17 protein-coding genes and 1 riboswitch are annotated in these 22,536 nt (G+C 37.1%); of the genes, 12 read left to right on the top strand and 5 right to left on the bottom strand.

Annotated features, from left to right (window positions below; all coding sequences use genetic code 11):
• Window positions 1-11: 11 nt before the first annotated feature.
• A riboswitch (TPP riboswitch) is annotated at window positions 12-123 on the top strand.
• Between the two features lie 99 nt (window positions 124-222).
• From thiB to rluA, 6 genes are all read left to right on the top strand, one after another.
• A complete protein-coding gene (thiB, locus tag WH390_RS09580) occupies window positions 223-1,212 on the top strand; it encodes a thiamine ABC transporter substrate binding subunit (protein ID WP_032114607.1) in 990 nt (329 codons plus the stop codon).
• Entirely contained in the window at window positions 1,185-2,789 is a 1,605-nt protein-coding gene (gene thiP, locus WH390_RS09585; protein WP_032114606.1) for a thiamine/thiamine pyrophosphate ABC transporter permease ThiP, read from the top strand. Before thiB ends, thiP begins: the two co-directional genes overlap by 28 nt.
• On the top strand, window positions 2,782-3,483 hold the full coding sequence (gene thiQ / locus WH390_RS09590) for a thiamine ABC transporter ATP-binding protein ThiQ (RefSeq protein WP_032114543.1): 702 nt from the start codon (window positions 2,782-2,784) through the stop codon (window positions 3,481-3,483). Before thiP ends, thiQ begins: the two co-directional genes overlap by 8 nt.
• A gap of 1,112 nt (window positions 3,484-4,595) precedes the next feature.
• Window positions 4,596-4,943, top strand: coding sequence for a hypothetical protein (locus tag WH390_RS09595; RefSeq protein ID WP_032114542.1), 348 nt, complete (start codon window positions 4,596-4,598; stop codon window positions 4,941-4,943).
• 543 nt (window positions 4,944-5,486) lie between these two features.
• Window positions 5,487-8,393, top strand: a complete 2,907-nt coding sequence (gene rapA, locus WH390_RS09600) for an RNA polymerase-associated protein RapA (RefSeq protein ID WP_032114541.1) — start codon at window positions 5,487-5,489, stop codon at window positions 8,391-8,393.
• 51 nt (window positions 8,394-8,444) lie between these two features.
• On the top strand, window positions 8,445-9,092 hold the full coding sequence (gene rluA, locus WH390_RS09605; protein ID WP_032114540.1) for a bifunctional tRNA pseudouridine(32) synthase/23S rRNA pseudouridine(746) synthase RluA: 648 nt from the start codon (window positions 8,445-8,447) through the stop codon (window positions 9,090-9,092).
• 40 nt (window positions 9,093-9,132) lie between these two features.
• Here rluA and djlA read toward each other — a convergent pair whose 3' ends face one another.
• On the bottom strand, window positions 9,133-9,951 hold the full coding sequence (djlA, locus tag WH390_RS09610; protein WP_032114539.1) for a co-chaperone DjlA: 819 nt from the start codon (window positions 9,949-9,951) through the stop codon (window positions 9,133-9,135).
• A gap of 182 nt (window positions 9,952-10,133) precedes the next feature.
• Between djlA and lptD the strand changes: the two genes are divergently transcribed.
• The 6 genes from lptD (at window position 10,134) to apaH (ending at window position 16,883) form a co-directional block, all read left to right on the top strand.
• Entirely contained in the window at window positions 10,134-12,473 is a 2,340-nt protein-coding gene (gene lptD / locus WH390_RS09615; protein ID WP_032114605.1) for an LPS assembly protein LptD, read from the top strand.
• Window positions 12,474-12,556: 83 nt separating this feature from the next.
• Window positions 12,557-13,858, top strand: coding sequence for a peptidylprolyl isomerase SurA (gene surA / locus WH390_RS09620; RefSeq protein WP_032114538.1), 1,302 nt, complete (start codon window positions 12,557-12,559; stop codon window positions 13,856-13,858).
• Between the two features lie 5 nt (window positions 13,859-13,863).
• Window positions 13,864-14,859: a 4-hydroxythreonine-4-phosphate dehydrogenase PdxA gene (gene pdxA, locus WH390_RS09625; protein ID WP_032114537.1), complete on the top strand. Its 996-nt coding sequence runs from the start codon at window positions 13,864-13,866 to the stop codon at window positions 14,857-14,859.
• On the top strand, window positions 14,852-15,661 hold the full coding sequence (gene rsmA, locus WH390_RS09630) for a 16S rRNA (adenine(1518)-N(6)/adenine(1519)-N(6))-dimethyltransferase RsmA (protein ID WP_032114536.1): 810 nt from the start codon (window positions 14,852-14,854) through the stop codon (window positions 15,659-15,661). Before pdxA ends, rsmA begins: the two co-directional genes overlap by 8 nt.
• 23 nt (window positions 15,662-15,684) lie before the next feature.
• Window positions 15,685-16,062 carry a Co2+/Mg2+ efflux protein ApaG gene (apaG, locus tag WH390_RS09635; RefSeq protein ID WP_032114535.1) on the top strand — a complete coding sequence of 126 codons (378 nt, stop codon included), beginning with the start codon at window positions 15,685-15,687 and terminating at the stop codon, window positions 16,060-16,062.
• 2 nt (window positions 16,063-16,064) lie between these two features.
• Window positions 16,065-16,883: a bis(5'-nucleosyl)-tetraphosphatase (symmetrical) ApaH gene (apaH, locus tag WH390_RS09640; RefSeq protein WP_032114534.1), complete on the top strand. Its 819-nt coding sequence runs from the start codon at window positions 16,065-16,067 to the stop codon at window positions 16,881-16,883.
• 258 nt (window positions 16,884-17,141) lie between these two features.
• Here the strand turns inward: apaH and folA are convergent, their stop codons facing one another.
• The 4 genes from folA to parC all read right to left on the bottom strand — a co-directional run bounded on the left by folA (window position 17,142) and on the right by parC (window position 22,519).
• The gene (folA, locus tag WH390_RS09645) at window positions 17,142-17,636 is read right to left on the bottom strand and encodes a type 3 dihydrofolate reductase (RefSeq protein WP_032114533.1); all 495 of its coding nucleotides are present in this window, start codon (window positions 17,634-17,636) and stop codon (window positions 17,142-17,144) included.
• 217 nt (window positions 17,637-17,853) lie between these two features.
• Window positions 17,854-19,269 carry a cell division protein FtsP gene (gene ftsP / locus WH390_RS09650; protein WP_032114532.1) on the bottom strand — a complete coding sequence of 472 codons (1,416 nt, stop codon included), beginning with the start codon at window positions 19,267-19,269 and terminating at the stop codon, window positions 17,854-17,856.
• 209 nt (window positions 19,270-19,478) lie between these two features.
• Window positions 19,479-20,213 (bottom strand): 1-acylglycerol-3-phosphate O-acyltransferase, encoded by a 735-nt coding sequence (locus WH390_RS09655; protein ID WP_032114531.1) that lies wholly within the window; start codon window positions 20,211-20,213, stop codon window positions 19,479-19,481.
• A 50-nt stretch (window positions 20,214-20,263) separates the two neighbouring features.
• Window positions 20,264-22,519, bottom strand: coding sequence for a DNA topoisomerase IV subunit A (parC, locus tag WH390_RS09660; protein ID WP_032114530.1), 2,256 nt, complete (start codon window positions 22,517-22,519; stop codon window positions 20,264-20,266).
• Window positions 22,520-22,536: the final 17 nt, after the last annotated feature.

The following is a 22,536-nucleotide window of genomic DNA, read 5'->3' on the forward strand; positions in this document are numbered from 1 at the left end:
CTTACAATAAGGCCATCTCAACGGGGTGCCTGCTATGATTAATATTGTTAATAGCTGGCTGAGAAAAACTCGTCGAACCTGATCCGATTAACATCGGCGTAGGGATTTGAGCCACTCTAATGATTTATTCATCAATAAATAGCTTCATTACTGTCCATTCCTCAGATCCTAGAGCATCACTTTTATTTAATTATATAGGAGAACTCAGTATTGAAGAATGTACTGCTAAAAATAGTTAGTATTGGTTTAATTTGTTGTTCAGCTTTCGCTCTCCAGGCAAAACCTATATTAACCATTTACACTTATGATTCCTTTATCGCAGATTGGGGGCCAGGGCCTACAATAAAGCCTGCCTTCGAACAAATCTGTCACTGTGAACTGAAGCTAATTGGCCTAAATGATGGGGTTGCGTTATTAAATCGCCTTAGAATGGAAGGAAAAAATAGCCCAGCTGATATTGTGCTCGGACTTGATAATAACTTAATTGATCTAGCAAAAAAAACGGGCTTATTTACTGAAAGTAAAATTGACATCAGTCAACTGAAATTACCTATAAAATGGGATAACAATATTTTTATCCCTTACGATTATGGTTATTTTGCTTTTATTTATGATAAGACGCGGATCACCGAAGTGCCTAAAAGTCTTGATGAACTTATTAATGGCCCCCAGCCATGGAAAATTATTTACCAAGATCCACGTACCAGTACACCAGGTTTAGGGCTATTACTTTGGATACAAAAAATTTATGGGCAAAACAGTGCTCAGGCTTGGCAAAAAATAGCAAAAAAAACCGTAACCGTTACTAAAGGTTGGAGCGAATCATATGGATTGTTTTTAAAAGGTGAAAGCGATTTTGTCCTCAGTTATAGCTCTTCACCAGGTTTTCATCTGTTAAATGATAAAAAAAATAATTATGCTGCGGCACTATTTAGTGAGGGGCACTATCTGCAAATTGAAGTGGCTGCCCAATTAGCAACCAGCAAGCAGCCTAAACTAGCTCAACAATTCATGCAATTTATGCTATCACCAACGTTCCAAAAAACGTTGCCGACAACCAATTGGATGTATCCAGTCATTGATATACCCTTACCCGACGTTTATCAACAAATACCTGTGCCAAAAAAATCATTACAATTTAATGCAGAAGATATTACTCAACATCGCAATCAATGGATCAATTTATGGCAAAATGCCGTCAGCCACCAATAGGGAGTTCACTTTGGCCTGGCATAGTTGTGTCCGGCCTATTAATCACTATTGCGGTAGTTACTTTCAGCACTTTATGGTTACATGCCCCGCAAATAAGCTGGCAAGAATTTATTGATGACAGCTATTTATGGCACGTCATTGGCTTTACATTTTGGCAAGCATTACTATCGACCGTCTTATCCGTTATCCCTGCAATATTTCTCGCCAAAGCCCTTTTTCGACGCCATTTTCCGGGTCGGATACTGTTTTTACGCTTATGTTCGATGACACTGGTATTGCCAGTACTAGTGGCCATTTTTGGCTTATTAACCGTCTATGGTCGGGTGGGATGGATTGCTCAATTTTGTCAATGGTTAGGTATTAATTACCAATTTACCCCCTATGGCCTAAAAGGCATTTTATTAGCACATGTCTTTTTTAATTTACCATTAGCTATGCGGATGCTGTTGCTTGCGCTAGAGAATATTGCAGTTGAGCAACGTCAGCTTGCCGCACAACTCGGCATGAACCAATGGCAACATTTTCGGATTGTTGAATGGCCTTATCTTAGACGACAGATTTTACCAACATCAGCTCTGATTTTTATGTTGTGCTTCGCCAGTTTTGCTACCGTACTGACGCTTGGCGGGGGGCCTGCTGCAACCACCATTGAACTCGCTATCTATCAATCATTAAGTTATGATTTTGATCTCAATAAAGCTGCTTTGCTGGCTCTGATCCAACTTTTTTGCTGTTTAGGGCTAGTATTATTAAGTCAAAAATTAAATGTCGTCTTTTCCGTCGGTGCTAGTCGACAATTGCGGTGGACAAATCCAGCTGATAGTCGATGGCAGAAATGGTGGGATACATTACTGATTAGTATGACCCTATTTTTCTTAATTCCGCCTTTCTTGGCTATTATCGTTGATGGTTTAAACTTAACGCTATTACACGTGTTACAACAGCCAGGCTTATGGCAAGCAGCCATTAATTCGATTTTTATCGCTATTAGTGCTGGGGTACTTTGTATTATTCTTACTATGATGTTGCTTTGGAGTAGTCGTGAATTACGTCTGCGCCGCTCAACACTACTTTATCGAACTTTCGAATTAAGTGGATTATTAATACTTGCAATGCCAGGCATAGTTTTAGCTACCGGCTTCTTTTTATTGCTAAATAATACTATTAATTTAACCTACTCGCCTTATAGTTTAATCATCTTGACGAATGCTTTAATGGCTATTCCTTATGCCTTAAAAATATTAGAAAATCAGATGTATGACTTAGCTGAACGCTATAATTTATTATGCCTTTCATTACAGATCAAAGGCATAAATCGACTAGCTCTAATTGAATTAAAAGCTTTGAAACGTACAATAGGACAAGCCTTCGCTTTTGCCTGTATACTCTCAATAGGTGATTTTGGTATTATTGCACTGTTTGGTAATGAGAACTTTCGTACCCTACCTTATTATCTCTATCAACAATTAGGCTCTTACCGTAATAATGATGCGGCAGTTACCGCGTTGTTAATGCTATTACTTTGTTTCAGCTTATTCAGTTTATTAGAATATTTATCAGGAAAAGAGCATGATTAAATTAGATCAACTTGTCTATTGTTATGAAAATCTAACAATGCAGTTTGATTTTCAAGTAAATAGAGCTGAAAGGGTGGCTATATTAGGCCCTAGTGGCGCAGGAAAAAGTACTCTACTGGATTTGATCGCTGGATTTCAATATCCCAAACAGGTGGAAATTTGGCTAAATAGCCAAAATCATACTGCTACACCACCCGCCAAGCGGCCAGTTTCTATCCTTTTTCAGGAAAATAACCTCTTTTCTCATTTAACTGTTTGGCAAAATATTGCGTTAGGCATTTCACCAAATTTAAGATTAGAAAGAGCTCAACATCGCGCAGTAAAACAGATCATAGAACAAGTTTCTCTTAATAATTGTATCACTCGTTTGCCTGCACAAATATCAGGCGGACAACGCCAACGTACTGCGTTAGCTCGTTGTTTGATCCGCCAAAAACCGATTTTATTGTTAGATGAACCTTTTTCTGCTCTCGATCCAGCTTTACGTAATGAAATGTTAACATTACTTAAACAGGTGTGTGATGAACGCCAATTAACCTTACTGATGGTTTCCCATAATTTGGAAGATGCTAGCCAAATAGCAACTCGGTCTATCGTAATTGCAGATGGAAAAATTGCCTATGATGGTCAACCAGATTGTTTAATTAATGGATTAACACCCGCAAGTAAACTGCTGGGTATATCTCATTTTTGACATTATTTATAATAATTAATTATTAATTCACACTTTGGCAAATAATTGGATGGTATTTTTCGACCTTTATAATACTATTTGTTGTATTAATACTAAGACTACTTTTTCTAATACAAAGATATATGTTTTCACAATTTTATTAAAAACGTATCTATTTTTTGTTTTTTATTTAAAAAACCCTTAAATATTAAAAATATCAATCAACAAAAAATTTATTTTTTCAATAAATTGAGAGCATAAAATAAACATTTAAAACAAAATACCTACATATCACAAATTATAACAAAATTTAATAATTATTTATTTTTTATATGATATAGAAGAATCAATAATTGAGTAAATAAAATTAAGCGTAACTTTTTCCATCATTTTTTATCTTAATATTGATTATTTCATCTCGCTTTTAGCAAGAATAACATAGATATAAGCGATTATAGCACTCTAGCAATTTAACAAAAAATTAAATAACTTATTATATAATATCGATAAAAAAACATTTTTTTAAAAAGATTATTTAAAATAGCACAAAATTTTATTAAATGAATGGATATATTAAACGAAAAATTTTATTACATATAATATTATTATAAAAAGCTAAGATTGTTGCTCACTAATTACAAAATCACTAACTTAACTAATTATTTTTAGTGATTAAAAAAATAAAAATGACTAATATGCGAAAGCAATTAACCAAAAATAATAAAGCTAATTTTAATTTGTTAAATAACTAAAAAATTATTAAAGAGTGATATCAAATACTTTGTTAAATTTATTATTAACTATAACCATGTTTATTTTATACTTTTAAGAATTAATAATTGAAGACTAAAAACATTATAATAACTTCATTAATCTTATAAAAATTTTCATCATGATGTTATATCATTACCTTTATTTTTATATAAATAAAATTTATTTTTTATACTTTATATAAAAATCCATTTTTTTAATAACAATAAAAAAATAATAATAAAATTTAATAATGAAAATTCTAAATTTTGAATTTGATTTTATATATAACTTAAAGCAATGTAGCTCATGTGTTATATAAAATATAGATGCGCATCTAATTAGCAAAATTTTAATATACCAAATACTAGATGAGGTTATATATGTCAAATAATAAAGAACAATTAGCCATTCGTTTTTTAAACAAAACTGGTGATGGTTTTCCTTACCGGGCTTTTATCCGCGTACATGGAATCGACGAACCAGCAAATATCGATTCAGACAAAGATTTTGTAACAGTTGGTGATATTCTTGATGATGGTATGCAACATGTTGCTCATCTCGTCATTTATGATAGATATAATTTAGTTAAATTTAACACTGCTACTTACTTTGAATATAATGCTGTAGAAAATCAAATTGAAGTCAATTCAGATACCTTACCATTTGAATTAGAATTCGAAAGAGTTGATGGCTTCCGCTTTGATTTAATCTTAAAAAATGATGATTAATGTTATTTTTTCAGAAATCATAGAAAAAAGTTAATTAACTACCCAATCTTAATCTAATATTGATGTATTATTTATACTAATATTTATTAGATTAAGTTGGGTTTTAGAAATTAAGCAGATAATTTTAATAGGTGTGATAAAAATATTTATCCTCCAGTAAAAAATTTTAAATAACATAGCATTTTTATTTCTATGCTTTATTTTTATCAATATTAAATTAGCCATAACATCTATATAATTTTCTTTATATATTAGTTAATTATAAATTAATGAACAAAAACAGTAGGATGCAGAATAATAAAAAATGATGATTTGTTCTTTTTTTCATCTGCTTAATACCTTAACATTCTCTGTTAAAACACAAATAAATAATAATATCTTATAAAAAAGCATTTTTATAGGTGACTATTGGCACCGCATTTATTAACATACAGTCCTTTCAAAAAGAGAGTAAGATATTGTTTTATGATTAATATAATTACTCTCTTCAAAATGAACAACCCATAATTTTCTCAAACATACGGATAAACTGAGTTAAAATTTATGCCATTTATTCTTGGTCAACGCTGGATAAGCGATACAGAAAGTGAACTTGGATTAGGTACCGTGGTAGCTATTGATAGCCGCATGGTTACAGTACTTTTCCCTGCAAGTGGAGAAAATCGCCTTTATTCAATAAATAATGCACCAATTACACGCGTTATGTTTAATGAAGGCGATCTGATCACCAGCCATGAAGGCTGGCAGTTGAGAGTTGACAATGTACAACAAGACGAGGGAGTACTTGTCTATACAGGAACTCGTATCGATTCTGATGAAAAAAACGTCAGCCTGCGCGAAGTGTTTCTTGATAGCAAGTTAACTTTTAATAAACCACAAGATCGTTTGTTTGCCGGTCAACTTGATCGAATGGATCGTTTTGCATTACGCTATCGCGCCTTGCGTTTCCAATACCAACAATTTGGTCACCAAACCGGTGGACTAAGAGGTATGCGTGCCAATTTGATCCCTCACCAACTTTATATTGCTCAAGAAGTAGGTAAACGCCACCATCCACGTGTTTTATTAGCGGACGAAGTTGGATTAGGCAAAACTATTGAAGCAGGAATGATCATTCATCAACAGTTACTTGCTGGACGTATTGAACGAGTACTGATTATCGTACCTGAAAGTTTGCAACACCAATGGTTAGTCGAAATGCTACGTCGTTTTAATTTGCGTTTTTCGCTGTTTGATGACAGCCGTTATACCGAATCATTACACGATAGTGAGAATCCTTTTGAAACAGAGCAGCTGGTCATCTGTTCTCTTGATTTCGTTCGCCGCAATAAAAAACGGTTTAATCATCTGCTAGAAGCCAGTTGGGATATGATGGTTGTTGATGAAGCCCATCACCTGGTATGGAGTGAAGAGTCGCCTAGCCGCGAATACCAAGCTATCGACACGCTGGCTCAGCAAATTCCTTCAGTGCTGTTATTAACCGCTACCCCTGAACAGCTGGGTCAAGAGAGCCATTTTGCTCGCCTACGTTTACTGGATCCTAATCGCTTTCATAGCTATCAACACTTCATTGAAGAACAACAAAATTATAGCCCGGTTGCCGAAGCCGTTAGTTTGCTGCTTTCTGGTGAAAAATTAAATAATAAGCAGCAAAATTTACTAACAGAATTAATTAAGGAGCAGGATATTGAGCCTCTTCTTAAAGCCAGTAACAGTGATAATGAAGAAAGTAAAAAAGCACGTCGCGAATTGATTACCATGTTGATGGATCGTCATGGAACGAGCCGTTTACTATTTCGCAATACCCGTAATGGCGTTAAAGGCTTTCCTCGGCGTGAATTACACGCTATTAAATTACCTTTACCCCCACAGTACCAAACGGCGATTAAAGTTGCTGGCATCATGAATGCTAAGAAATCCGTTGATATCAGTGCGCGGGAGATGCTCTATCCTGAACAAATCTATCAGACGTTTGAAGGTGAAAATGCAACTTGGTGGAATTTTGATCCCCGAGTTGAATGGCTAAAGCATTTCTTAACAACTCATCGGCAAGAAAAAGTTTTAGTTATCTGCTCTCAAGCAACTACTGCCTTACAATTGGAACAGGTACTAAGAGAAAAAGAAGCGATCAAAGCGGCCGTTTTTCATGAAAATCTATCATTACTCGAACGGGATCGGGCGGCTGCCTATTTTGCCTCCCAAGAACAAGGTGCCCAGGTATTACTATGCTCTGAAATTGGCTCTGAAGGACGTAATTTCCAATTCGCCAACCAGTTAGTTATGTTTGATTTGCCTTTTAATCCTGATTTGCTTGAGCAAAGAATTGGGCGTCTGGATCGTATCGGTCAAAATCGGGATATCCAAATTAGCGTACCTTACCTTGAAAATACTGCCCAAGCTATTTTGCTACGTTGGTATCATGAGGGGCTTGATGCCTTTGAGTATACTTGTCCAACTGGTCGCGCTATTTATGATCAATATTATCAGCAACTGGTTGAGTATTTGGCTAAACCCACCGTCCTTGATAACTTTGACGATTTTATTAAAGCTTGCCGAGCTAAACATAACCAACTCAAAACCCAATTAGAGCAAGGGCGCGATCGCTTACTAGAAATGAATTCTAATGGTGGCGAAATTGGTCAATATTTAGCCAAACAAATTGCAGAACAAGATAATAGTATTGATTTGATTAATTTTTCATTAAATTTGTTCGATATCATTGGTATTAACCAAGAAGATCGCAGTGATAATCTGATCGTTCTTACGCCTGCTGAACATATGTTGATACCTGATTTTCCTGGCTTGCCGCAAGATGGTTGTACTATTACCTTCGATCGTACTCAAGCATTGTCTAGAGAAGATACCGAATTTATTAGCTGGGAACACCCGATTATTCGTAATGGTATGGATTTGATCCTTTCTGGCGAAATTGGCAGTTGTGCTGTGTCTTTATTGAAAAATAAAACCTTACCAGTCGGTACACTACTTACTGAATTAATTTATGTTGTTGAGGCACAAGCACCCAAAAATCTACAAGTCACTCGCTTTTTACCGCCAACGCCAATTCGTATTCTAATGGATTTAAAAGGTAATGATCTGGCTAAGCAAGTAGAATTTGAAAGTTTTAATCGTCAGCTAAATACTGTGAATCGCCATACTGGTAGTAAACTGGTAAATGCCGTACAAAAAGAGGTACATAACATACTGCAACTTTCTAAAGCTATGATAGAAAAAGAAACAAGTATGTTGATTGCCGAAGCAAAAACACAAGCGGATAAAATATTATCGTTAGAGTATTCGCGATTAGAGGCATTAAAATCTGTCAATCCGAATATTCGTCCTGATGAATTAAGCGCTATTGAATATGAACGCCAACAATTATTGCTCAATATTGAGCAAGCTAATTGGCGATTAGATTCTATACGCCTGGTGATTGTTACCCATCAGTAATTATTTATCGCCAGAAACAATAAAGTTTTTGGCCACGTTGGAGCAACTGATATGTTTTACAATCCGCCTATCGATCCCTGGTTACACGTTCTTTATCAAGATCAGCATATTATTGTGGTGAACAAACCTAGTGGTTTGTTATCAGTACCTGGTAAAGCCGCCGAACATAAAGACAGTATTATGACACGGGTTCAGGCGGATTTTCCAACAGCTGAATCCGTTCATCGCCTTGATATGGCAACCAGCGGAGTTATGGTCGTGGCATTGAATAAAAGCGCGGAAAAAGAGTTAAAACGTCAATTCCGTGAAAGAGAGCCACAAAAAATTTATCAAGCAAGGGTTTGGGGTCATATTACCAATAAAAAAGGACTTATTGATCTGCCTCTGATCTGCGATTGGCCTAATCGGCCTAAACAAAAAGTGTGCTTTACAACCGGTAAACAAGCACAAACTAAATACGAAGTGTTAGCTTATGAAGAACAAACAACGCGAGTTAAACTTATTCCAATTACAGGTCGCTCACATCAACTACGTGTTCATTTGCTGTCACTAGGTCATCCTATTATTGGTGATCGATTCTATGCTCATCAAGCAGCGCTAATTCTCTCTTCACGTTTACAATTACACGCAGAAGCGCTTTACATTACGCACCCAGTTTATGGGCCACCTATCCACTTCACGTGTAAAGCCGATTTTTAACAGCTGGAAAACTTATTCAACTAACGTTTAATATTATATACTATTTAAAGTGACGCTCTTTTTTAATTAAATCATAAGCTAATTGAATGGATTGTGCTTTTTGTTTGGCAATTTCCATCATTTCTGGTGGTAATCCTTTAGCAACCAATTTATCTGGATGATGTTCAGCCATTAATTTACGATAAGCACGTTTAATTTTGGTTTGTTCATCATCAGGTTGCACACCTAATACCTTACAAGCATCCGCTAATGTTGGTCCTTGAGCAGTATGTCGATAGCGATTGGAACCATAAGAATAGTTACTACTATGCTCAAACCGTCGACCGCCTTCCATCATATGTAAGAATTGTTCAAACTGATTATGTGAAATGCCTAACTCTTCAGCAATAATAAACAGTACTTTTCGCTCATTTGGATGTAAAGCGCCATCGGCAAAAGCAGCTTGTATTTGAATTTCCAGAAACATCTGGATAAGATCAAATCGACCGAAACAAGCTCGGCGTAATTTTTTCAGCGTTTGTCTTAGAGGAAAATTTTGTTCCTTACCTTCTCTAAATGCATTTTGTGCTGAAATTCTGGCATCACCATGCAACTGCATTCTATCCATCAGGTTTGTTGCTAGTTGAATATCAACTTCAGTGACTCGGCCTTTTGCTTTCGTTAAATGGCCTAAAATCTGAAATGTGCTGACAAAAAAAAGTGCCTGACGGCTCTGCTTAGTGCCTGTTTTCTCTAAATTTTGCTGTTCTGATGCTTTATCATATGCATGACCGATAATGAAACCGATGATAACACCCCAAATATGAGTGCCAGACATGATCCCCAACATAACACCAATAATTTTTCCCCAATACCGCATAAACTTCTCAATTCCCCAATGCCCTGAGTATAATTTTGCATTATCATACTACTCATTCTACTCTGTGCCTAATAACCTGAATATATAGCTGATGGTTTTATACAGACAAGAGCCGTTAAGTACGTTAATTGTTGAACTTTTGCCTACACGATAATATCGATGAAGGAACTACATACAGAATGATGAAAAAAAGTCACCCGACACTACTTGCTACCATGATTTGGATAGCTGTTCATAGCCAACAGGCCCATGCTGATCTAACAGAACAATGTATGCTAGGGGTACCGGTATATACTAAACCCATCGTGAAAGGTAATCCCAATGATCTACCCATCCATATCACCGCAAAAGATGTGGCTGGTGAATATCCTCATTTCATCGAGTATAAAGGTAATGTAGATATTCAACAAGGTAACCAGACTCTCACCGCCGATGAAGTTAAATTGACCCAAACAGAGACGACAAGTAAAAATCCATTGCGTACGGTAGTAGCAACAGGAAATGTACATTATGATGATCCACAAATCATCCTAAAAGGGCCAAAGGCATGGTCAAATCTTAGTAATAAAGATACCGATGTCGAAAAAGGTGACTATTTGATGGTCGGGCGTCAGGGTCGCGGCTACGCAAATAAAATGAAATTACGCGGAGAAAATCGCTATACCATTTTAGAAAAAGGCATGTTTACTGCCTGCCTTCCAGGTAATGATAGCTGGAGCGTTGTTGGCTCAGAAGTTATTTTAGACCGCCAAGAACAGGTTGCCGAAATATGGAATGCACGTTTTCGCATTGCTAATGTACCTGTTTTTTATAGCCCTTATTTACAATTACCGATTGGCAATAAACGTCGATCCGGTTTTCTACTACCTAATGGTAGTTATTCTAAAGGTTCAGGCTTAGACTTTGCGCTACCCTTTTACTGGAATATTGCACCTAACTACGATGCAACCATTACACCACAATTTATGACCTTTCGTGGCGTAAAACTGAATAACGAGTTTCGTTATCTGACAATTGCTGGAACAGGTACCGTTGCCGTTGATTGGCTAAAACACGACCGCAGTTATATTAAAGATAAAAATAGTGGCAAGTATCCCGCTCGTGATAGTGATGATCGCTGGCTTCTATATTGGGGTCATTCGGGCGTACTCAATCAAGTATGGCGTTTTAATATCGATTATACCAAAGTCAGTGATCCAAAATATTTCACCGATTTTACCTCTAAATATGGTAATAGTACTGACGGCTATGCCACTCAGAAATTCAGTGTCGGTTATGCACAACCTAACTGGAATGCAACCTTAACACATAAACAGTTTCAGGTTTTTGTCGATTCACCGAATAGTAAAGCTTACAAAACTGAACCACAATTAGACCTAAATTTTTATAAATATGATCTGGGGCCATTTGATCTGAAAACTTATGCCCAAGCAGCGCGTATTACAAGTGTTGGGGCAAATAATCCTGATGCCACTCGGTTACATATCGAGCCAGAATTGAACCTACCACTAGCAAATGATTGGGCCAGTATTAACAATACTGTAAGGGTAATGGCAACTTATTATGATCAGGATATCCCTGACAAACTGGCTAATGGCACGCTAAAAAAACATGTTACTCGCGTCTTACCGTCAGTAACTTCTGATGCGAAACTGGTTTTCGAACGTGACCTGCTGACAAATAGCAATTATGTACAAACGTTAGAACCTCGGGTGCAATATCTTTATATACCTTATCACGACCAAAGTGATATTAATAATTATGATTCATCCTTGCTACAGGCTGACTATAACGGTTTATTTCGTAACCGCATTTATAGCGGCTTAGATCGTATCGCTTCAGCTAACCAATTAACGACCGGTATCACTACGCGTATTTATGATGAAGAATTAACCGAACGTTTTAATTTTTCTGTCGGACAAATATACTATTTTGAGCGGCCCAGAACTGAAGATTCCAATTTACCAATTGAAGATAAAAGTAATACCGGTTCATTATTATGGGCCGGTGATACTTATTTACGCTTAACGGATAACTGGGGACTGCGTGGTGGGCTCCAGTATGATAGACGGCTGGGTGATATTACAATGGGGAATGTTGTGACCGAATATCGCCTGGATTCAGATCGTTTAATTCAGCTAAATTACCGCTTTGTCGATCGCGATTATATTCAAGCAACAGTTAGAAGCGCACCAGCCTTTCAAAAAGGAATTTCTCAAATGGGGGTGGTAGTGAGTTGGCCTTTAGGTGATCGCTGGGGTTTTGTTGGCTCATACTACCATGATCTAAAAGAAAACCAACCCGCCAGTCGATTAATCGGTTTACAATATAGTACGTGCTGCTGGTCAATTAATATGGGCTATGAGCGTAAAATCGTCGGCTGGCAACAACAAAACTTCAATAGTGACTATGATAATCGCTGGTCAATCAATGTGGAACTAAGAGGCCTAAATAATAATCATAATTTGGGAAGTCAGGATATGCTTGCTAGTGGTATTTTACCTTATCAACGAGCCTTCTAATAAAATTGATATTTTCAACTATCAAATAGAAGAAACCTGAAATAGGATCAAACCTTAATATAATCGAACAAAATGAGAACTTTATGAATTATTGGAGAAAACTGATTATTGGCTTGTTGTTCACTGTTAGCACTACCACACTGGCCGCGCCACAACCATTGGATAAAGTGACTGCTATTGTTAATGATGGCGTTGTGCTACAAAGTGACGTAGATAATATGTTAGATATAGTAAGAATAAACGCCAGAAATGCAGGACAACAAATTCCTGATGAAAATGCATTACGTCACCAAATATTAGAACGCTTGATCATTGACAAAATTATTATGCAAATAGCCGAAAAAATGCAGATCCAGATCCCTGATCAAGCAATAGATGCTACTATCGCCAATATTGCAGCTCAAAATAGATTAACGGTTGGCCAACTACAACAACGATTGTCAATGGATGGTATCAATATACAAAATTACCGCAGCGATGTTCGTAGAGAAATGATGATCGCAGAAGTACGTAATAATGAGGTTCGTCGACGGATAACCGTCCTACCGCAAGAAGTAGACTCACTGGCTACCCAACTTAATTCACAAGCTGGCCAAGATGCTAATATTAACTTAAGCCATATTTTGATCCCATTACCAGAAAATCCAACTAATGAACAAAGTCAATCAGCGATGGCTACGGTAAATAAAATTATCGCCCAATTAAAGCAAGGCGCTGATTTTGGTAAGCTGGCCATTACTTACTCTGCCGATCCTAATGCTTTAAAAGGCGGGCAAATGGGCTGGAGTAAAGTTGAAGAATTGCCAACCGTTTTTGCTCAACAAATTCAGCATGCTAAAAAAGGCGATATCATTGGGCCTATACGTTCTAGTGTCGGTTTTCATATCCTAAAACTTAATGATATACAAAGTGGCAATATGCCGATTTCGGTTACCGAAGTGAAAGCTCGCCATATACTTATTAAATTTTCACCTATTATGAATAGCGAACAGGCATATGCAAAAATACAACAAATTGCACAGCAAATTAAAACGGGTCAACTAACCTTTGCCGAAGCAGCTAAAAAATATTCACAAGATCCTGGCTCTGCATTACGTGGCGGTGAACTTGGCTGGAATATGCCCAATGTTTATGATCCAGCATTTCGTGATGGTTTAATGCGTTTAAATAAAGGTGAAACAAGTCAACCAATCCAGTCCTCTTTTGGCTGGCATCTTATTCAGCTGGAAGATACTCGCCAAGTAGATAAAACCGATGTAGCCCAGAAAGATCATGCCTATCGTCTATTATTCAATCGTAAATTTAACGAAGAAGCGCAAATTTGGATGCAAGAACTACGCGCATCTGCCTATGTAAAAATTTTTAATGATAGCGATGCACAGTAATCTTTATGGAAAAAAAAACTAATACTATCGTTCTCACCCCCGGTGAACCGGCCGGGGTAGGCCCTGATCTTTTGATCCAACTCGCTCAACAAAATTGGCTGGTTAGATTAGTTGCTTGTGCTGATCCAGACCTGCTAATAAGCCGAGCGGATCAACTCGGCTTAGAATTAGAATTAACTATTTATTCGCCAGGAACTTCGGATAACAACCAAGCTGCCAAAACATTGACCGTGTTACCAATAAAATTACCTGCGCCGGTCAAAGCAGGCCAACTTAATAAACGAAATAGCACTTATGTAATAGAAACACTTAGCCGCGCCTGCGATGGCTGTATGACTGGTGAATTTTCAGCATTAGTTACCGGCCCTGTTCATAAAGGAATTATCAATGATGCAGGTATTCCCTTTACCGGGCATACTGAATTTTTTGCTGACAGAAGTAAAACAAAAAAAGTCGTCATGATGTTAGCGACAGAAACATTGCGTGTTGCGCTAGCAACAACCCATTTACCTCTCAAACAGGTTCCCGCTGCAATTACTTTTCAAAGCCTACAAGAAGTTATTTATATTTTAAATGAAGAATTAAAATCTAAATTTGGCATTAAAACACCCACCATCTATATCTGTGGATTAAATCCTCATGCCGGCGAAGGCGGACATATGGGACATGAGGAAATCGATACTATCATCCCAGTTATCGAGAAATTGCGTCATGAAGGATTGCAGCTTTATGGCCCTTTCCCGGCGGATACTCTATTCCAACCCAAATATCTGAACCAAGCTGATGTGATTTTAACTATGTATCACGATCAAGGTCTGCCTGTGCTAAAATATCAAGGTTTTGGCCACGCGGTAAACATTACTTTAGGCTTACCCTTTATTCGTACATCGGTTGACCATGGTACAGCGATCGAGCTAGCAGGAAGTGGGCAAGCAGATGTTAACAGTTTTATAACCGCCTTAAAATTAGCTATTAGCATGATACAAAATAACAATGAATAAACGAATCCATCAAGGGCACTTTGCCCGTAAGCGCTTTGGGCAAAATTTTTTAACTGACCCATTTATTATTGACAATATGGTTACTGCTTTTAACCCAAAGCCTGATCAAGCTATTGTTGAAATTGGCCCGGGTCTAGGCGCCCTAACATTACCTATTAGTGCACTTATAGAGAATATGACGGTAATCGAGTTAGATCGTGATCTTGCCGCCCGTTTAGCTGCACACCCTGCGCTAAGTACTAAACTAACAATTATAGCAAACGATGCAATGACGATTGATTTTGGCGCAATAGCGAAAGAAAAGGGTCAACCCCTTAGAGTGTTCGGTAATCTTCCTTACAATATTTCAACTCCGCTAATGTTCCATCTTTTTACATATACTAATGCTATTGCTGACATGAATTTTATGCTACAAAAAGAGGTTGTAAATCGATTAGTCGCAGGACCGAATACTAAAGCATATGGTCGCCTTAGCGTTATGGCACAATATTATTGTCAGATAATCCCTATCTTAGAAGTACCGCCGTCGGCTTTTTCACCTGCGCCAAAAGTGGATTCAGCTGTCGTGCGTTTAATTCCTCATCAACGAAACCCTTACCCTATTTGTGATGTCAAATTATTAAGTCGTATTACTACACAGGCATTTAATCAACGACGTAAAACTATTCGTAATAGTTTAAGTGATTTATTTAGCGTGCAAGATTTTGAGCAATTAGGTATTGATCCAAATTGTCGCGCTGAAAATATTTCAGTAGAAAATTATTGCAAGTTAGCCAGCAAATTGGCTAAAACCTCTCGCTAATAGTGATAAACTTTGGGGGCACTATGCTAAATGAACCTAACATCTGTATACAAGTTCAAAGTGTCTATATTGAAAATCAATCTTTACCGGAAGAAGCCAGATTTGTTTTTGCCTATACGGTTTCTATTCGCAATCTAGGCCGCACGCCGGTACAGCTAATAAGTCGCTATTGGTTAATTACCAATAGTGATGGTAAACGTACCGAAGTACAAGGACAGGGCGTGGTAGGAGAGCAACCTATCATTCAACCAAGCGCCGAATTTCGTTATACCAGTGGTGCTATTATAGAAACGCCAATGGGAACCATGGAGGGCCATTATGTGATGTTAGATAATGATGGTAAAAATTTTTATGTTGATATCCCAGTCTTTCGTCTTGCTATCCCAACAGTTATAAACTAATTATGGCTACTTATCTTATAGGAGATATTCACGGTTGCTATCGTGAACTTAAAGCACTTCTCAAACAAGTGAAATTTGAACCACAAAAGGATGTTTTATGGCTCACCGGTGATCTCGTCTCCCGAGGCCCGGATTCACTCAAAGTTTTACGTTACATTAAAACACTAGGCTCATCCGTCAGAATGGTACTAGGTAATCATGATCTCCACCTTATCGGTGTATATGCCAATATTAGCCATAATAAACCCAAAGACAAACTGAAAAAATTACTGACAGCGCCTGATGCTGATGAATTAGTTAATTGGTTACGACGTCAACCATTATTACAAGTTGACAATAAGAAAAAAATCATCATGGCACATGCTGGGATCACACCACAATGGGATTTAGCAACAGCACAGATGTGTGCCAAAGAAGTAGAGGCTATTCTTAGTAGTGATAGCTATCCTTTATTTATCGACTCCATGTATGGCGATATACCGAACAACTGGTCACCCAATTTAACAGGGTTATCCCGTTTACGCTTTAGTACTAACGTCCTGACTCGTATGCGTTATTGCTTTCCTGACGGTCAGTTAAACATGACCTGGAAAAATAAACCTGAAAACACACCTCCTCCTTTAAAGCCTTGGTTTGATCTGCCGCGAAAAATACCACCAGAATATGCCATTATTTTTGGTCATTGGGCTTCCCTTGAAGGGAAAGGAACACCTGAAGATATTTATGGGCTTGATACCGGTTGTTGCTGGGGAGGAAAATTGACTTTATTACACTGGGAAGATAAAAAATATTTTCACCAGCCTGCATTTACCAAAAGATAACTAATACTATGCTTATTTTGCTATGCAACAAATAATGGAATATAAGTAATAAATTAATTAATTTTGTTTTAATATGACTAAAATAATAGCTATAAAAGCTATTTGAATAGAACCTTATTTATAAATATTTGACTTAAATTATTTAATTAAGAATACAAATTTAATTTTTATTTATATATTTAACATCCACTAATTCAAATTAATAATAAAAAACCGAAGTATTAGCCTTCGATTTTTTATTACCACCAAGAATCTCTCTTAGCTTTGTGAACGGCGTTCTAATATTTCAAAACAATAATTATGAGAATTTTTATCATCTGCTTCATGGTATTCAGTAAATACAGAGTCCCACTCATTAGGCTCATAAACAGGAAAATAGGTATCACCAATCACTTCCGCATCTACATGCGTTAAATAAAGACGATTCGCCAGAGGTAAGAATAATTCATAAATTTTTCCCCCGCCTATAATCATTATTTCTTCTGCTTCTCCTGCTGCAGCTAATGCCTCATCAACTGAGTTAACCCAAACAACGCCATTATCATCACTCGAATGAGTATGACTAAGAATAATATTCAAACGTTGAGGTAAAGGTTTACCTATAGATTCATAAGTTATACGTCCCATTATAACTGGCTTATTTAACGTATTACGCTTAAACCAGGCTAAATCACCGGATAACACCCATGGCATGTTATTTTCCAAACCAATCACCTGATCCGCCGCCATTGCTGCGATTAAACTAATATTCATTAGGTCACCATATTGGCATAATAGAAAATTGGATTTTACATTTAATAAATCCAATCACTCTTCGATAAATCTACATTTTTATAAAAACGATCAAATTATTAATTACTATTATATAGATAATTTTAAATAATAAATAACAATCGAAATAACAAAACATAAAATAATACAATCACTTTTTTATAATCAGCTACAAAATATTCTATATTATAGAAATAAATTAAGTTGATGGATTGATCACCATCTGCGCAACTGAGCCTTTATCCGCTTTCTCTAAATTTTGACTAAAATACAAAAAAGGAAAATGATCATAAGACGGTTGTAGCATATTAACTAATAATTCACTGTATCCATTGATCCATACTGTATCTTTCCAGCCATAATCTTCCGGCCCTAGTACAACGCCATTATGATTAATAACTTTGAAACGAACACCTTCAATATGAAATGCTTGCGGCTCATGCGCTTTTACCGTCCAGCGTTCCCATGCTCCCTGCTGGGTGATTAAGTCAATACGATTTATATCCCGCATCATACCATTAATGCCAAAAGGTTTGCTAAGGATCACTTCACGATTACGGATCGTCGATGTGATTTGGCTCGTGTCATTAACTAGAGTCTCTGGTAAATTATCTGTTACTAAGGATAATAATCCTGAAGAACAAATGGTTAAAACTTTGGTTGAATTTAATAAAGTTGACGGTTCGAAAAGTCCTTTAATACGATCCATAACCCCTGCTGCTCTTCCAGCCGTTATCGTCAATAACTCTGTTTTGGACATATCAATCAACACTTCTCGACGCTCGCCAGGCGCCATAGGTAATCTTTCGATACTTACTGGAGCAGGTAGCAGCCCTTGATCACTACCTATCAAATAAAATGGCCGCTTATCACTGATTTCCAATATATAACGCCTTGAATTTGATGCATTAAGCAGCCGTAAGCGGAGCCAGCCGCGAGCAACTTTAATATACGGCTCCTGCACACCATTAACTAATAAAGTATCACCTAAAAAACCTTCAGCTGTTGCTTTATAGTGAGGTGCGCCAAAACTATCTAGCCGTTTATCTTGCATAATAATAGGAAAATCATCAACACCGTAATGATTAGGAATATTTAAATTCTTACTGGTTTTATCTGACACAATCCACATACCAACCAAGCCATCATGAATTTGTTTTGCCATCTTGCCAGGTGTATTAGCATGATACCAACAGGTCGCAGCCGGTTGACGGATCGGCAGTACCGGCGACCAATCAACATTGGGTGACATTAATCTTGCCGCCCCACCAATTTGAGTTCCTGGAACTTGCAACCCACTGACTGTCATAGCTACTTCTTCAGAAAGTCGATTGCTAAATACCAATTTCAAATCACTACCATTTTCTACTCGAATGGTTGGCCCCAAATAATAACCATTACAACCAATAGTATTAGTGCGATGGCTACCATCAAAAGACCAATAAGATTTTTTCAACGTAAGAAACAGCGGTTGACCAACATGAGATTCCAATAAAGGTGGGATTGGCAATAATGGATACCCTTCATTTTTTTCTGCTCTAACCACAGCAGGAAGCATAGAAGCACTCATAGCTATACTTGATAGCTTAAGAAATCGACGCCGACTTAGTGACATATCTTCTCCACAAAATCATTAATAAGCTAGCGCCATTTATTGCTCATCCAGGAAAGATCCTTATCTTACTATCCGCTAGTAATTGTATTATCACAATTGTTTGATAACTATATTCCATTAAGACGATAGATTGATACAACGCCAAATATTAATATATTGTTAAATATGACAATTTAGAAACTAATTTGCTTGAAAAATGAACTTAAACTTTATTTCATTTTTTGTTCTATTTCTGCCACTTCTTTATTTAATTCTGCAATTTTAACTTTGAATAAATCATGGCAATATTCTGCTAATTCACGCACGTTTTCCCGATTATACTTTGTTGTATCAATAGGCGGTAGCATTTCGACAATCACTACTCCATTATTCCAACGATTCAGTTTAATGCGCCCTTCTGTTTCAGATAAACAGACTGGTACTATCGGAACCCCAGCTGCAATTGCTGCATAAAATGCACCGGTTTTAAATGGCAGTAAACCTCGACCACGACTACGGGTTCCCTCAGGAAACATCCAAACAGAAATTTTTCTTTTTTTTATCTGCTTAACAACCTGTGAAATGGTATTGTGCGCTTTAGTTCGATTAGCCCTATCAATAAGAATATTACCGGCCAACCAATATAGTTGACCGAAAAAAGGGATAAATACTAAGCTCTTTTTTCCAACAGTAACGGTATTTGGCTGTACTGCATTTGACATAGTTACCATATCATAGTTATTTTGATGATTACCGATATAAATACTGGGACCGTAATCTTTCGCTTCAGAAGGCACCCGATTAATAATGGTAATACCAAAGACATAAGATAATTTGCCAAACAGTCGGCCAAAGCGCATAACATGGTGTGGATTTCTTGGACTTAATAAGCAATAAAAACAACCTAACACGCAAACCAATATCGTAAATAGGATCACAATAATAATACGAACAATAGCTAACATATTTACCTCAAGTAATAAGTAACTTCACACACCTATAAAAAAATCAAAAATTATCCATTACTGGGAGGAGTTACTTCTATACGTTCAATACTCTGTAATCCACGAGGTAATGAAGAACCTTTACGACCTCGTTCAGCACGATATTTTTGCAAATCTTCTGGATTTAATTTCAGTTTTCGTTTGCCAAAATAGAGGGTAATTGAAGACTGAGGCTGCAAAAACATTAACCAAACTAGCAAATCCTCTCTGCTGGCTGATTGAGCCGCTGCAATATTAATAATTTTATTGCCTTTACCTTTAGAGAGCTGAGGGAGATCACTAACAGGAAATATTAACATTCTTCCTGCGTTAGTAATTGCCAATAATAAATCTTGCTGTTCATTATTGACTTCTAATGGCGCCAGTACCTTTGCATTATTAGGTAAGGTAATTAATGCCTTACCTGCTTTATTTTTTGCCACTAAATCGCTAAAAGTACAAATAAAACCATAACCTGCATCCGATGCTAACAAATATTTTTGTTCTTCGGGAGCAGTCAATACATGTTCAATCGTTGCGCCAGGTGGTAATGCCAATTTACCAGTAAGTGGCTCTCCTTGTCCGCGGGCAGAAGGAAGATCAAGCGGATCAAGGGAATAACTACGTCCAGTACTATCAAGGAAAACAACCGGTTGATTCGTTTTGCCCCTTGCTGAGCTACGGAAACCATCTCCGGCTTTATAGTTAAGATTAGTCGGATCAATATCATGGCCTTTTGCGCTTCTCACCCATCCCATAACAGAAAGAACAATAGTAACCGGCTCAGAAGGCAAAATATCATGTTCATTCATGGCTTTTGCTTCAATACGCTCCTTAAGTGGTGAGCGACGATCATCACCATAAGTCTGGGCATCGGTTTCAATTTCTTTCTTGATCAAGGTGTTTAAACGACGCTCAGAGCCTAAAATAGCTTGCAGTTGATCACGCTCTTTAGCTAATTCATCTTGCTCACCACGTAATTTAAATTCCTCCAGTTTAGCCAAATGACGCAATTTCAATTCCAGAATAGATTCAGCCTGAGTTTCTGAAAGCGCAAAACGGGACACTAATACTGCTTTAGGCTCATCTTCATTACGGATAATATGGATAACCTCATCTATATTAAGATAAGCTATTAATAAACCCTCAAGGATATGTAAGCGTTTTAATACTTTTTCTAAACGATGATTTAAGCGATTACGTACGGTTTCTCGTCTAAATAATAACCATTCATTTAAAATTTCTACCAGTCCTTTAACTGCCGGACGATTATCCAGACCAATCATATTCAAATTGACCCGATAACTTCTTTCTAGATCGGTCGTGGCAAATAAATGTGTCATCACTTGTTCTAAATCAATCCGATTACTTCTAGGTACAATCACTAAACGTGTTGGATTTTCATGATCTGATTCATCACGTAGATCTTCTACCATCGGTAATTTTTTGGCACGCATTTGTGAAGCAATCTGCTCCAACACCTTAGCACCTGAAACTTGATGAGGTAGTGCAGTAATAACGGCATTGCCATCATCCATTTCCCATACAGCACGTAACCGAATAGAACCACGGCCTGTTTGGTAAATTTTTTGAATATCTTCTTTTGATGAAATAATTTCTGCTTCTGTTGGATAATCAGGAGCGGGAATAAAACCCATCAACATTTTAAGATCAGCTTTTGGATTTTCCAGTAAAGCAACTAACGCGCTTGCTACCTCACGAGCATTATGCGGCGGAATATCGGTCGCCATACCAACGGCAATTCCTGTCGTGCCATTTAGCAGAATATTGGGTAATCTTGCCGGTAGTGTTTTGGGTTCGGTTAATGTTCCATCAAAATTAGGTGTCCAGGATACCGTTCCCAATCCTAATTCACTGAGTAGCGTTTCAGCATATTTTGACAATCTTGACTCGGTGTAACGCATCGCAGCAAACGATTTAGGATCATCAGGAGCTCCCCAGTTTCCCTGACCATCAACTAATGGATAACGATAGGAAAATGGTTGTGCCATCAATACCATAGCTTCATAACAAGCGCTATCACCATGCGGATGATATTTTCCCAATACATCACCGACTGTACGAGCTGATTTTTTATACTTAGCGGCATTACTCAAACCAAGTTCAGACATGGCATAAACAATTCGTCGCTGAACAGGTTTTAACCCATCACCAATAAATGGCAATGCTCTGTCCATGATGACGTACATGGAATAATTGAGATAGGCATTTTCGGTAAAGGTATAAAGTGGTTGCTGCTCTACACCATCGTGAGTTATCTCACTCATTCATTTGATTCCTTAAT

It is taken from the genome of Candidatus Arsenophonus nilaparvatae, from assembly GCF_045346035.1.
In the GTDB taxonomy this organism is placed as follows: Bacteria; Pseudomonadota; Gammaproteobacteria; order Enterobacterales; family Enterobacteriaceae; genus Arsenophonus; species Arsenophonus nilaparvatae.